Genomic DNA, 13712 nt, shown 5'->3' on the forward strand with positions numbered 1-13712 from the left:
CCCACATGGGCAAGGGTTATCCGACTGCTACCTTTGGTGAGAGCTAAAGTATCTTGCGCTCCTCAAACCTTACGACGGCTAAAGTCAGTTCACTACGTTAACCATGCTATCCCAGCCTCGCCACTCAACGGTATGATACTAACCGTCCTTGACATTCCCTCACGGTTCAGTCTTGTCCTTTCGGAAAGTGTACTTTGTCCTATAAGCTTGGCACAACCCATCACTGGAGATGCACCTTATAGTAGGCTACCGCTGACGGAACAGCGGGTTAAATCATGCAATTAATATCACTGTCTAACAATCAATTACGTGACTTTACAGGTCACACCCACGTTTTATTGAGGTTGAGCATTATTGTGTAGGCACTCTCATAGGCATCCGTAATATCTTCCATAAAATCCGGGTGAATGGGATTGCACCGATGAGAGCGTCGCGGGTCGTCGAAGTTGATCACATAGAACTTCGGCTTTACCTTGTAGCCGTCCGGGTGGTTCAGCAAATGGTTGTAGGCAATAGTAGATAGGTCGGGATACTTGAAATCGTAGATGTATTGACTAAAGCCCTTTTCAATCTGTTGCTTGATAAAATTATTTACCACGGCATAGGACTTGCCGCTGCCCGGCGTACCCAACACGATGGACGCACGGAAGGGATTAACTACATTGATCCAACCGTTGTTCCAGCGTTTCCTGTAATAGAAACGTGTCGGCAGATTGACCGAATACTCGCTTTCGATAAGCCTCGTTTCCTGCATGAAGCTCTCGTTCTCGTTATTGAAAACATCCTCCATCAGATTGTGTTTCAACAGGCGGCTCATCCACAGACCACCCATCAGCAGGCAGACATAGCCCGTGCCGATGGTAAGGACATACAGCCCCGTCACCGCTTCAACCGGCAGCGGCAGAGCCAGCAACCACCAGTTCAGAAAGAACAGCACGAACCCGGCGGAGAGTGCCGTCCAGATTCTTCCCCAAGTGATTTTCTCACCCTTGACCCCTTTCGTGCCCAGACAGGACAGGGCAAGCAAAATGACGGAAAACAGTTTCGTGTACAGTATGGAATGGAACAGCCTCGCCGTGCGGTCGAAGTTCAGAAGGATTTTGTCCACCACACCGATGTTCACGCCCCACAGCCGGATGGCTTCGTAGCAGAACCAGTACACGTTCATGACCACTAAAATGATACTCACGGCACGCAGAAAATCCATGATTTTCGCCAATGCCCTCAAATCGTCTTCTTGTTGTGACATACATTGATTTTTAATTGTTGATACTCCGATTACATACCCAAGCCCTTGCGCTTTTTCTTCTTTTTGCGCTTCATCGCCCGGATGAAAGCCTCTTCCTCGGCATCGGTCGCCGGGCCTTCGGGAGTGAGCAAGCCCATACCGCCCGACACGTCTGCACCGTCGTATGCGGTCTGCCCGTGCGCCTTGTCCGCAGCATCCACAGGAATGGATAGCGGTATCGACGGCTGTCCAGCGTATGGCAGGGTGAAGTGTTCCTGCAAGGCATTCGCCGAAAGCTCCTTGCCCATGCGTGAGCCGTTCAGCACGCATCCCGTGCGGTGGTCGATGAAGGTGGCCCCGTAGATGCGCCCTTCCTCCGTGTAGCGCAGTATGGTGTCTATACCCTTTTCTTTGAGTTGGGACACAAATCTGTCCTTGTCATAAGTGCCTTGCAGCACGGATAGGACGGTGCGTTTCGTCATGTCGGCGAGCTTCCTGTCCTTAATCTCCTGCTTGGAACGTACAAACTTCTTCTGTATGGCTTCATAGCCTGCGGACTTCCCGAAGAGCGAAGACTTGAATGGGTTTCCCACCTTGTTGCCCTTGTCGTCCGTGACGGAATATACCAGCCCATGATATTCCCGTCCGCGCACGTTACCCCTCGCTTCCTCCACCGTCAGATTATATAAGGAAAGGAGCGCACGGTATTCGCCCATCGTCTGAAAACGGTACTGCCCGTTCAGAGCCTTCACGGTGCCAGCCACCTGCTTCTTCACATCGCCTGCCAATGCGTCTACCTTGTGCAACGGCGTATCAAGGTGGCGATTCCTGCGCTCCGCATCGTGCAGCCCGTATTTCTTTTCAAGCTCACGAGTAATCTGCTTGCTGCGGTAGTAGTTGTTCTTGTCACTGATACATTTCCCGTTCTCATCCACCCGCACCGTCACAATGTGCAGATGGTGACGGTCGATGTCCTCGTGCTTGAATACAAGATAAGGCTGGTTGCCGAAACCGAGCTTTTCCAAATACTCGCGGGCGATGTCCTGCAATTCCGCATCGGTCAGCACATCCTCCGGGTGCGGGTTGAGCGAGATATGCACCACCGGTTTCTCCACCTTCATCTGCGGTGGCAGGAAGGTGTGGAAACCCTCCATCGCCTTGCCGATGTCCACCGTTCCCGAACCGTCATTATAGATGCGGTTGGTGGTGAGAAGCCGCCCCTGCGCTTCGTTAATCTTCTCCCCGTTGTAGGCAATCGCGCCGTACAATGAACTTCCTACACTGATTTTTGCGACCATTTTGCCTCCAATTCTCTCGAAAGTTCCACAATCTGACGGCTCAGTTTCACGAGTTCGACGGTGTGTTGCTCCAATTTATAGAGCAACGCCATCGCCTTTTTCTCTGAAAAATGCAGCCTCAGTTCCTTCACTACTTGGTTGTAGTTCGTACCCACGGCGCGGAACTGTGCGTGAAAATCCGACAGCTTGGTGTAGTAGTCCACCAGCGTCTTGTCCACCTTCAGCACCTTGAACGGCTGTCCGAAGAAGTGCGCCTTGAGGAAAACCGACCGTGCATAGACACCCGATTTTCCGAACATGGCGAGGAAACGGTTGTGTTCCTCCTCGTTGAAACGGACAGTGTACCGGTACACCGCCGGATCAAGTTTGGGATTTCTCCCTGATTTGCTTTTCCTTTTCTCTTTCATATTACTTTGGATTTAGCGGATTGACGGCATAAGCCGCCGCTTCGGATCACAACACCGCAGTTCTGAAAGGCTTCCCGACTTCGGAGGGAAAGCCCGCCCCCTGCAAGGGCAAGGCGTTTTCCGGGATGCTCAAAATATTTTGAGCGGCTGAAAACATACCTTGCTATGTTCAGGTGAACATAAAAATCCGTCAGGGGACGGATTGGGAAAATACCTTTCAGGACTCCGGGCCGCGCGCCATCGGCGAACCCTGCCGTCCGGGTGCAAAGTTACGTCCTTAAAGCGGTAACGGACAGATGTTTGACCCGGTCAATCACTGCCAACCGGCGCAACATGCCTCCACTTGCCGGAGAAGTGATACAGGTTCAAAAATATACTTGTTTATTTGCAGCATGATTCAAGAAATTAACGGTTTGAAGATATGAGAAACGGAACATTCAAATACCCGGACAACCGCTTCGGCGGACACTTGCCGAAACGGATACCCGAACCATCGGAAACCCGGTTGTCCGACAATTCGGTGACGTATGGATTCAATGACTTCATGACGCAGTGTCGTCAGTCATCACTTGTCCGCCGCACCGCTTCACCGCAGAACCGAATACGCGGTGACCCGCCCGTGTGCCTGTTCACGGAAACGGATAATGCGGTAATTCAATCCGCATGGAAACAGAAAAGTAAATCATCAACAATTAAAATGTATAGAACTATGAGTAAGGAAATCTTCGTTGCATTCGCAACACAGAAAGGTGGCATCGGCAAATCCACCGTCACGGCACTCGCCGCCAGCTACCTGCACAACGTGAAAGGCTACAATGTCGCCGTCGTGGACTGCGACGACCCGCAGTACAGCATCCACGGGCTGCGCGAACATGAGACGGCACTCATCGGCAGGAGCGTCTACTTCAAGGCTCTCGCGTGCGACCATTTCCGCAAGATAAAGAAGAACGCCTATCCGGTCATCAAGAGCAACGCGGTGAACGCCCTCGACGATGCGGAAAGGATGATCGCCGCCGAGGTCGTGAAGCCCGACGTGGTTTTCTTCGACATGCCGGGGACACTCCGGAGCAACGGCGTGATAAAGACGCTATCGCAGATGGACTACATCTTCACGCCCCTAAGCGCTGACCGCTTTGTCGTGGAAAGCACCCTGAAATTCGTCACGATGTTCCGCGACAGGCTGATGACGACCGGGCAGGCGAAAACAAAGGGGCTTTATCTGTTCTGGACGATGGTGGACGGCAGGGAGAGGAACGACCTGTACGGAATCTACGAGGAAGTGATCGCCGAAATGGGCTTCCCTGTGCTTTCCACCCGCCTGCCCGACAGCAAGAAGTTCCGCCGCGACCTATCGGAAGAGCGCAAGAGCGTTTTCCGCTCTACCATCTTCCCGATGGACACGGCACTGCTGAAAGGGAGCGGCATCCGTGAGTTTTCCGAAGAGATAAGCGACATCATCAGACCGCAGTGAATATGGGCAGCAGGAAAGTGAACACGGAAGGCATCGACGAGGAACTGCTGTTGGCATCCATCGGGCGGCGCACTCAGGACGGGACACTGCGCCCGGCGCAGGAAGCCCCCGCATCTGCACCGACCGAAGAGGATACCGCTGCACCGGAGCCTCCCCCTGTGCAACCCGTAACACGGGAAAAAGCGCAGAAGGAAAGTGGACGCCGGAAAAGGCAGGACGAGGACTATAACGAGCTGTTCCTGCGCCGCAATGAGATAAAGACCCGCCAATGCGTCTATATCAGCCGCGACGTACACGGCAAAATCCTCAGAATCGTGAACGACATCGCCGGAGGGGAAATCTCAGTGGGCGGCTATGTGGATACCGTGCTGCGCCAGCATCTGGAACAGCACAAGGAGAGAATCAACGAACTGTACAAGAAACAACGTGAAGATCTGATTTGAAAATGGAAAAAGAAATGACACCGAATGAAAAAAGACCGCAGCAGGACTGCGGAGGCATGCTTGCCCAAGTGCAGGCGAGCGTGGAAATACTGTCGCCTGTCCCGGTAACCGACAAATGCTGCGAGAAGGACTATGAACGTCTGTTCATCCGCGACCCGGAAGTAAAGGCACGTGAGGGGAAAATGGCGTATGTGCGCCCGGAGTACCACGAGCGTATCATGCGCATCACCCGTGTAATCGGGCATGACCGGCTTACGCTGTCCGCCTATATCGACCATGTGCTGACGCACCATTTCAACCAGTGCGAGGATGCGATAAAGAGCCTTTATGCCCGAAATTACAATTCAGTATTCTAACCAAAACGGAAGGATATGAATTACACAATCAGCATGACAGACATTCTGCTGGCGGTATCGGTCGGCTGCAACCTCTGGTTCCTGTTCCTGCTCCTTTACGAGCGCATCATGGACACGCGGATTGTCCGCTTCTTCAAGGGCATTGCCGGATTATGGCGGTCACTGGACGGGAATGAGGCTAAACGCATAGCGGCACACGAGGAAGTCCCTGCGGAAAAGGCGGACATCATCGGCAAGAGCCGTTTCAGGATGGCATCCACCCGGACAACCGCTGCCATACCGACGCAAGAAGCCGCCACTATGGAAAAAGGCATTGAGCTGTCGGAGGAAGAGGCTACTTTTGACGACGGAAAAACGGGAAACACATCCCGCCCGGCACAAGTCCCGGAGGAAAAACTCGATGAGACCTTCACGAGCATACCACCGGAGGAACTGGGATACGGGGACGACGAACCGGAAGAGGACGCCTCGAACACGCCACGGGCTTCGGGCAGCAGCTTTGACGAGATTGACGACGCCTGCAAGACCGCCAAGAACCCGGACGCGACACAGGCGGAACGTGAAAAGGCGGCGAAGGTGTTCACCGACATGGAGGGCACGGAGTTGTACGAGAAAATGATGGAAGGCTCTTCGGAGATAGGCATCCGCATCAAGGGGCTTATCGAGATTCGGCTGAAGAAATCTGAAAAGGAGTTCGTCGTGCCGGACAACATCGAGGAGTTCGACATTCGCAACTATGTATGACAACAATAAAAGAAATGAACATGAAAGAATGACATCAACCCACGCAGCGAGGAAACGCAAGGCGCATCCCCATCCGCAACGGACACGCCCACGTCCGTGGAAACAAACGGGCATCCACTAAAACCAAAGTAAAGAAACAAAGTATCAACCGCCCGACAAAGGACCATCCACCCTTTTGACGGCAAAAAACAAGAACAGTTTATGAACAAGAACATCTTGAAAAACAGAAAAGCAATCCTCTCCGCGGCACTTGTCATCGCCGCAACCGCCTCCGCTTTCGCGCAGGGAAACGGTATCGCAGGTATCAACGAAGCCACCTCTATGGTGAGTTCCTATTTCGACCCTGGCACGAAACTGATATACGCCATCGGTGCGGTCGTCGGGCTTATCGGGGGCGTAAAAGTGTACGGTAAATTCTCATCGGGCGACCCCGACACCAGCAAGACAGCCGCCTCGTGGTTCGGCGCGTGCATCTTCCTGATTGTTGCCGCCACCATCCTGCGCTCATTCTTCCTTTAATAAATAATGTATGGCTGAATACCCAATCAACAAGGGTATCGGCCGTCCGGTAGAGTTCAAGGGCTTGAAGGCACAGTACCTCTTCATCTTCTGCGGAGGTCTGCTGGCTCTCTTCGTCCTGTTCGTCATCCTCTACATGGTCGGCATCGACCAATGGGTATGTATCGGCTTCGGCGCGGCATCGTCCTCCCTCCTTGTGTGGCAGACCTTCGCGCTGAACGCCCGGTACGGCGAACACGGGCTGATGAAATTGGGAGCGTCACGGAGCCATCCCCGATACCTTATCAACCGGCGGCGGATACCCCGTCTGTTCAAACGACAACGAAAGGAAGAAACAACATGAGGAATACATCAAAAATGACAACACTGGAAAACAAGTTCCCGCTTCTGGCGGTGGAGCATGGCTGCATCATCTCAAAGGACGCCGACATCACGGTGGCTTTCGAGGTGGAGCTGCCGGAGCTTTACACCGTGACGGGCGCGGAGTACGAGGCGATACACGGCTGCTGGTGCAAGGCGATCAAGGTGCTGCCGGACTACTCCGTCGTCCACAAACAGGACTGGTTCATCAAGGAACGCTACAAGCCGGAACTTCAAAAGGACGACATGAGCTTTTTAAGCCGCTCTTTCGAGCGTCACTTCAACGAGCGTCCGTACCTGAAACACACCTGCTACCTCTACCTGACCAAGACGACGAAGGAGCGTAACCGAATGCAGAGCAATTTCAGCACGCTATGCCGGGGACATATCATCCCGAAGGAGCTGGACAGGGAAACAGCCACCAAATTCATGGAGGCTTGCGAACAGTTCGAGCGCATCATGAACGATAGCGGGCTTGTCCGCCTGCGCCGCCTCTCTACCGATGAGATTGTGGGTACTGAGGGAAAGACGGGACTTATTGAACGCTACTTCTCGCTCATGCCGGAAGGTGACACCACCTTGCAGGACATCGAGCTTTCGGCAAGGGAGATGCGCATCGGCGACAACCGCCTGTGTCTGCACACCCTCTCCGACGCGGAAGACCTGCCGGGCAAGGTGGCTACCGACACCCGTTACGAGAAGCTCTCCACCGACCGGAGTGACTGCCGACTGTCATTCGCCTCCCCGGTGGGGCTTCTGCTCTCCTGCAACCATATCTACAACCAGTATGTGCTGATAGACAACAGTGAGGAAACCTTGCAAAAGTTCGAGAAGTCCGCCCGTAACATGCAGTCGCTATCTCGCTATTCAAGGAGCAACAGCATCAACCGCGAGTGGATAGACCAATACCTGAACGAAGCCCATTCCTACGGACTGACCTCGGTACGGGCACACTTCAACGTCATGGCGTGGAGCGACGATGCGGAGGAACTGAAGCATATCAAGAACGACGTGGGCAGCCAGTTGGCAAGCATGGAATGCGTGCCGCGCCACAACACCATCGACTGCCCGACACTCTACTGGGCGGCGATACCCGGCAATGCGGCGGACTTCCCGGCGGAAGAGAGTTTCCACACCTTCATCGAACAGGCGGTGTGCCTGTTCACAGAGGAAACCAACTACCGCAGCTCGCTCTCGCCCTTCGGCATCAAGATGGTGGACAGGCTCACGGGAAAACCGCTGCACCTTGACATCTCCGACCTGCCCATGAAGCGGGGTATCACGACCAACCGCAACAAGTTCGTGCTGGGTCCTTCGGGCAGCGGCAAGTCTTTCTTCATGAACCACCTCGTGCGCCAATATTATGAGCAAGGCGCACATGTGGTATTGGTGGACACGGGAAACTCCTATCAGGGCTTGTGCGGCATGATCCGACGCAAGACAGGCGGAGCGGACGGTGTGTATTTCACCTACACGGAAGATAAGCCCATCAGCTTCAACCCGTTCTATACCGACGATTACATCTTCGACGTGGAGAAGAAGGACAGCATCAAGACCCTGCTGCTGACGCTCTGGAAGTCGGAGGACGACAAGGTGACAAAGACGGAGAGCGGCGAGCTGGGCAGTGCCGTGAGTGCCTATATTGAGCGCATCCAATCCGACCGTAGCATCGTGCCGTCGTTCAACACCTTCTACGAGTATATGCGTGACGACTACCGCAAGGAACTGGCACAGCGTGACATCAAGGTGGAGAAGTCCGACTTCAACATCGACAACATGCTCACCACCATGCGGCAGTATTACCGGGGCGGGCGTTACGATTTCCTGCTCAACTCCACGGAGAACATCGACCTGCTCGGCAAGCGGTTCATCGTCTTCGAGATAGATTCGATTAAAGAAAACCGCGAACTGTTCCCCGTCGTGACCATCATCATCATGGAAGCCTTCATCAACAAGATGCGGCGGCTGAAAGGCGTGCGGAAACAGCTTATCGTGGAAGAGGCTTGGAAGGCCCTCTCATCGGCGAACATGGCTGAATATCTGCGCTATATGTATAAGACGGTCAGAAAATATTACGGCGAGGCAATCGTGGTGACGCAGGAGGTGGACGACATTATCAGTTCTCCGGTGGTCAAAGAGAGCATCATCAACAACTCGGATTGTAAAATCCTGCTTGACCAAAGGAAATATATGAACAAGTTCGACCAGATACAGGCGTTGCTCGGACTGACGGAAAAGGAGAAGTCGCAGATACTCTCCATCAACATGGCGAACAACCCTTCACGGCTCTACAAGGAGGTGTGGATAGGCTTGGGTGGCACACAATCGGCGGTCTATGCCACCGAGGTCAGTGCAGAAGAGTATCTGGCGTACACCACCGAGGAAACGGAGAAAGTGGAGGTTTACCATCTGGCGGAGAAGTTGGGCGGCGACATCGAAGCCGCCATCCGGCAGCTTGCCGAAAGGCGGAGGAACAAGGAATAACTAAAACAGAATGTATCAACAAAAAAAGAAAAACGCGTATGAATTTACCAAAAGTGAAAATGCTGCAAGTCAGCAAGTGCCTTATCGGATTGGCGGTCATGATGCTGCAATCCTGCGACGTGGCCGACAACCTCCGTGATATGCTGTGCGGGAACTGGGAGAGCGTGGAGGGAAAGCCCGACGTGCTTATCTACAAGGAGGGCGAAGCCTACAAGGTGACGGTGTTCCGCCGTAGCGGTCTGCGCCGCAAGCTGAAACCGGAAACCTATCTCTTGCAGGAGGAGAACGGTAACCTGTTCATGAACACCGGCTTCCGCATCGACGTGTCCTACAACGAGGCAACGGACGTGCTGACCTTCTCGCCGGGCGGCGACTATGTGCGGGTGAAACCGCAGCCGGGACACCCGACAGAAGAATAACAACCACTAAAATCCAAAGTAACATGAGAACAAGAATAACAATGATTATCTGCCTGTGCCTGCTTTTCGCAGGCAGGGCAAGCGCACAGTGGGTCGTAAGCGATCCGGGCAATCTGGCGCAGGGTATCATCAATGCCTCCAAAAACATCATCCATACCTCCAAGACCGCCACGAACATGGTGAGCAACTTTCAGGAAACGGTGAAAATCTATCAGCAGGGCAAAAAGTATTACGATGCCCTCAAATCGGTGAACAATCTCGTCAAGGACGCCCGCAAGGTGCAGCAGACCATCCTGATGGTAGGCGACATCACCGACATTTATGTAAACAGTTTCCAAAGGATGCTCCGTGATGGAAATTTCAGACCAGAAGAGCTGTCGGCAATCGCTTTCGGTTACACGAAACTGCTGGAAGAGAGCAACGAAGTATTGACGGAACTGAAGAATGTGGTGAACATCACCACGCTCTCCATGACCGACAAGGAGCGCATGGACGTGGTGGAACGCTGCTACTCCAAAATGAAGCGTTACCGCAACCTTGTGAGCTATTACACCAACAAGAACATCTCCGTGAGTTATCTGCGTGCGAAGAAAAAGAACGACCTCGACCGCATCATGGGGCTGTACGGGAACATGAACGAAAGATACTGGTAAGCCTATGGAGTTCGATAACCTTCATCAGATTTTACGCTCACTTTATGAGCAGATGATGCCGCTATGTGGGGACATGGCGGGTGTGGCGAAAGGCATCGCCGGGCTGGGTGCGCTGTTCTACGTCGCCTACCGGGTATGGCAGTCGCTGGCGAGAGCCGAACCGATAGACGTATTCCCGATGCTCCGTCCTTTTGCCATCGGTCTGTGCATCATGTTCTTCCCGACTGTGGTGCTGGGCACGATAAACAGCATCCTCTCACCCGTCGTACAGGGCACGGCAAAGATGCTGGAGGCGGAAACGCTGGACATGAACCGATACCGGGAGCAGAAGGACAAGCTGGAATACGAGGCGATGGTACGCAACCCCGAAACCGCCTACCTCGTGTCCAACGAGGAATTTGACAAGCAACTGGAGGAACTCGGCTGGTCGCCCTCCGACATGGTGACGATGGCGGGAATGTATATCGACCGGGGAATGTACAACATGAAGAAGAGCATCCGCGACTTCTTCCGCGAGATACTCGAACTGCTGTTCCAAGCCGCCGCCCTCGTGATAGACACCGTCCGCACCTTCTTTCTCGTGGTGCTGGCGATACTCGGTCCGATAGCCTTCGCCCTGTCGGTCTGGGACGGTTTCCAAAGCACGCTCACGCAGTGGATATGCCGCTATATACAGGTCTATCTGTGGCTGCCGGTATCGGACATGTTCAGCACCATACTGGCGAAGATACAGGTGCTGATGCTGCAAAACGACATCGAGCGGATGCAGGCAGACCCGAACTTCTCGTTGGATTCGAGCGACGGGGTGTATATCGTGTTCCTCTGCATCGGCATCATCGGCTACTTTACCATTCCCACCGTTGCCGGCTGGATTATCCAAGCCGGAGGCATGGGCGGTTACGGTCGCAACGTGAACCAGATGGCGGGACGTGCCGGAAGCATGGCTGGCGGAATTGCAGGAGCGACCGCAGGAAACGCAGTCGGACGTGTCGGCAAATTGCTGAAATAATCAATGTGCAATCATAAATTGGAAAATATAAATGGAATTCAAATCACTTAGAAACATCGAATCATCGTTCAGGCAGATACGCCTGTTCGGTATCGTCTTCCTCTCGCTGTGCGCCGTGGTGACGGTGTGGAGCGTATGGAACTCCTACCGTTTCGCAGAGAAGCAACGGGAGAAAATCTATGTGCTGGACAACGGCAAGTCGCTGATGCTGGCTCTCTCTCAGGATTTATCGCAGAACCGCCCGGCGGAAGCACGGGAGCATGTGCGCCGCTTCCACGAGCTTTTCTTCACGCTGTCACCTGAAAAAAGCGCGATTGAACACAACGTAAAACGTGCCTTGCTGCTGGCAGACAAGAGCGTGTACCACTATTATTCGGACTTCGCCGAGAAGGGGTACTACAACCGCATCATCGCCGGAAACATCAACCAAGTGTTGAAGGTGGACAGCGTGGTGTGTGACTTCAACGCCTATCCCTACCGAGCCATGACCTACGCCACGCAGAAAATCATCCGGCAAAGCAATGTCACCGAGCGCAGTCTCGTGACCACCTGCCGCCTGCTGAACGCATCACGGTCGGACGATAACCCCAATGGCTTCACCATCGAGGGCTTCACCATCATCGAGAATAAGGATTTACAGACTATCAAACGGTAACGGATTATGAAACAGAAAGTAAAAAGTATCAGAAAAACAATGTGGGGCGTGTACTGGAAGCTCCACGACAAACGGAAACGGCTGGTGGCAAGGCTCAAAGGGTATCTGGACGGTTTGCCGCCAGAAACACGCCGCCGCATCGTGCTGGGGATGCTCGCCGCCTTCGCGGTGCTTGCCCTCTATACCTTCGGCAGAGCCGTCTATGACATCGGCAGAAACGAAGGCTCACGCATGGAAACGGGACACGCCGGACGGGTAGAACTGCCGACCCCGGCGGAAACAGACAATCACTTAACACCTTATTCATATGGAACAGACGAAGAATGAACCGATGAAAGAGAACAAAACCGCTCCCGACACGGGAAAGCCGAAAAAGGAGCGCGAACCGCTGACAGAGGCGCAGCGGCTGAAACGGCAGAAGATGATCGTGTTTCCCGCTATGGTGCTGGTGTTCATTGGGGCGATGTGGCTGATATTCGCCCCGTCCTCCGGCAAGGAGCAACCGCCGGGAACGGACGGATACAACACCGAGATGCCCGACGCTGACAAGGCGAACCGGCAGATTATCGGCGACAAGCTGAAAGCCTACGAGCATGGGGAGATGGAAGAGCGGTTGGAAAACCGCAACCGTGCCATCGGGCAGTTGGGCGACATGTTCGACCGCGAGATAGCGGGAACGGAGAACGGAACGGACTTCGATCTCGCCAATCCGGGCGGCAAGGAGGAAAAGGCACAGCCCGCCACGCCGCAGACCATCCAATCCTCCGCTGCCGCCTACCGTGACCTGAACGCCACCCTCGGCAACTTTTACGAACAGCCGAAGAATGACAATGCGGAGATGGACGAGCTGTTGGAGCGTATCGCCTCGCTGGAATCGGAACTGGAAAGCGAAAAAGGCAGGACTTCATCTATGGACGAACAGGTGGCACTTATGGAGAAGTCCTATGAGCTGGCGGCAAAGTACATGGGCGGTCAGAACGGTGGGAAGCCGGAACAGGCGGCAGAGCCTGCCACCGTGCAGAAGGGAAAGAAGAACACGGCGACACCCGTAAGGCAAGTGACCCGCCAAGTCGTTTCCTCCCTTGCACAGCCCATGAGCAACGCAGAGTTTGTCGCCACTTTCTCGCAGGAACGCAACCGGGGTTTCAACACGGCTGTCGGCACGGCGGAGGTATCGGACAGGAACACCATACCGGCGTGCGTGCATGGGGCGCAGAGTGTCACGGGCGGGCAGACGGTAAGGCTGCGCCTGCTGGAGCCTATGGCGGTGGCGGGCAGGACAATTCCCCGCAATGCGGTGGTGGTCGGCACGGGCAAGATACAGGGAGAACGGCTCGACATCGAGATTACCTCGCTGGAATACGACGGCACGATTATCCCCGTGGAGCTTGCGGTCTATGACACGGACGGACAGCCCGGCATCTTCATCCCGAACTCGATGGAGATGAACGCCGTCAGGGAGGTTGCCGCCAACATGGGCGGCTCATTGGGGAGCAGCATCAACATCTCCACCAATGCCGGGGCACAGCTCGCCTCCGATTTGGGCAAGGGGCTGATACAAGGCACGAGCCAGTACATCGCCAAGAAGATGCGCACCGTCAAGGTGCATCTGAAAAGCCGGGTACAGGGTCATGCTTTACCAAGAAAAAAGATTGAAATCAATAAA

Annotated in this window: 14 protein-coding genes and 2 pseudogenes; 13 read left to right on the forward strand and 3 right to left on the reverse strand. The window is 54.1% G+C overall.

Annotation, left to right across the window (positions count from 1 at the left end; translation table 11 throughout):
- Nucleotides 1–325: 325 nt before the first annotated feature.
- The 3 genes and pseudogenes from HMPREF9007_RS23715 to mobA all read right to left on the reverse strand — a co-directional run.
- Nucleotides 326–1249: pseudogene (locus HMPREF9007_RS23715) on the reverse strand (YWFCY domain-containing protein); the annotation flags it as partial.
- Nucleotides 1250–1278: 29 nt separating this feature from the next.
- Entirely contained in the window at nt 1279–2526 is a 1248-nt protein-coding gene (gene mobB, locus HMPREF9007_RS23710; RefSeq protein ID WP_008759646.1) for a conjugal transfer protein MobB, read from the reverse strand.
- Nucleotides 2505–2933: a conjugal transfer protein MobA gene (gene mobA, locus HMPREF9007_RS23705; protein WP_008759647.1), complete on the reverse strand. Its 429-nt coding sequence runs from the start codon at nt 2931–2933 to the stop codon at nt 2505–2507. The genes mobB and mobA overlap by 22 nt, the downstream gene beginning before the upstream one ends.
- Nucleotides 2934–3354: 421 nt before the next feature.
- Here mobA and HMPREF9007_RS0124490 point away from each other — a divergent pair, with 421 nt between their 5' ends.
- From HMPREF9007_RS0124490 to traM, 13 genes and pseudogenes are all read left to right on the forward strand, one after another.
- Nucleotides 3355–4404 carry a ParA family protein gene (locus HMPREF9007_RS0124490; RefSeq protein ID WP_008759648.1) on the forward strand — a complete coding sequence of 350 codons (1050 nt, stop codon included), beginning with the start codon at nt 3355–3357 and terminating at the stop codon, nt 4402–4404.
- Nucleotides 4405–4406: 2 nt separating this feature from the next.
- Nucleotides 4407–4847: a DUF3408 domain-containing protein gene (locus HMPREF9007_RS23700; protein ID WP_008759649.1), complete on the forward strand. Its 441-nt coding sequence runs from the start codon at nt 4407–4409 to the stop codon at nt 4845–4847.
- 2 nt (nt 4848–4849) lie between these two features.
- On the forward strand, nt 4850–5203 hold the full coding sequence (locus HMPREF9007_RS23695; RefSeq protein WP_008759650.1) for a DUF3408 domain-containing protein: 354 nt from the start codon (nt 4850–4852) through the stop codon (nt 5201–5203).
- A gap of 15 nt (nt 5204–5218) precedes the next feature.
- Nucleotides 5219–5947: a hypothetical protein gene (locus HMPREF9007_RS23690; RefSeq protein ID WP_008759651.1), complete on the forward strand. Its 729-nt coding sequence runs from the start codon at nt 5219–5221 to the stop codon at nt 5945–5947.
- 201 nt (nt 5948–6148) lie between these two features.
- Complete coding sequence (locus HMPREF9007_RS23685) at nt 6149–6466, forward strand: DUF4134 domain-containing protein (protein ID WP_002560983.1); 318 nt, start codon at nt 6149–6151, stop codon at nt 6464–6466.
- 10 nt (nt 6467–6476) lie between these two features.
- Complete coding sequence (locus HMPREF9007_RS23680) at nt 6477–6809, forward strand: DUF4133 domain-containing protein (RefSeq protein ID WP_008759652.1); 333 nt, start codon at nt 6477–6479, stop codon at nt 6807–6809.
- Nucleotides 6806–9310, forward strand: coding sequence for a TraG family conjugative transposon ATPase (locus HMPREF9007_RS23675; RefSeq protein ID WP_008759653.1), 2505 nt, complete (start codon nt 6806–6808; stop codon nt 9308–9310). Before HMPREF9007_RS23680 ends, HMPREF9007_RS23675 begins: the two co-directional genes overlap by 4 nt.
- Before the next feature lie 38 nt (nt 9311–9348).
- A complete protein-coding gene (locus HMPREF9007_RS23670; protein ID WP_008759654.1) occupies nt 9349–9729 on the forward strand; it encodes a DUF3876 domain-containing protein in 381 nt (126 codons plus the stop codon).
- 23 nt (nt 9730–9752) lie between these two features.
- Nucleotides 9753–10382 (forward strand): DUF4141 domain-containing protein, encoded by a 630-nt coding sequence (locus HMPREF9007_RS23665; protein ID WP_002560978.1) that lies wholly within the window; start codon nt 9753–9755, stop codon nt 10380–10382.
- Nucleotides 10383–10386: 4 nt separating this feature from the next.
- Nucleotides 10387–11391, forward strand: a complete 1005-nt coding sequence (gene traJ / locus HMPREF9007_RS23660) for a conjugative transposon protein TraJ (protein ID WP_008759655.1) — start codon at nt 10387–10389, stop codon at nt 11389–11391.
- Between the two features lie 31 nt (nt 11392–11422).
- Nucleotides 11423–12046: a conjugative transposon protein TraK gene (gene traK / locus HMPREF9007_RS23655; protein WP_008759656.1), complete on the forward strand. Its 624-nt coding sequence runs from the start codon at nt 11423–11425 to the stop codon at nt 12044–12046.
- Nucleotides 12047–12085: 39 nt separating this feature from the next.
- Complete coding sequence (locus HMPREF9007_RS23650) at nt 12086–12373, forward strand: TraL conjugative transposon family protein (RefSeq protein WP_032850090.1); 288 nt, start codon at nt 12086–12088, stop codon at nt 12371–12373.
- Nucleotides 12354–13712, forward strand: a pseudogene (gene traM, locus HMPREF9007_RS23645) (conjugative transposon protein TraM); the annotation flags it as partial. The gene HMPREF9007_RS23650 and the pseudogene traM, both read left to right, overlap by 20 nt.

It is taken from the genome of Bacteroides sp. 1_1_14, assembly GCF_000162515.1.
Taxonomy (GTDB): Bacteria; Bacteroidota; Bacteroidia; order Bacteroidales; family Bacteroidaceae; genus Bacteroides; species Bacteroides thetaiotaomicron.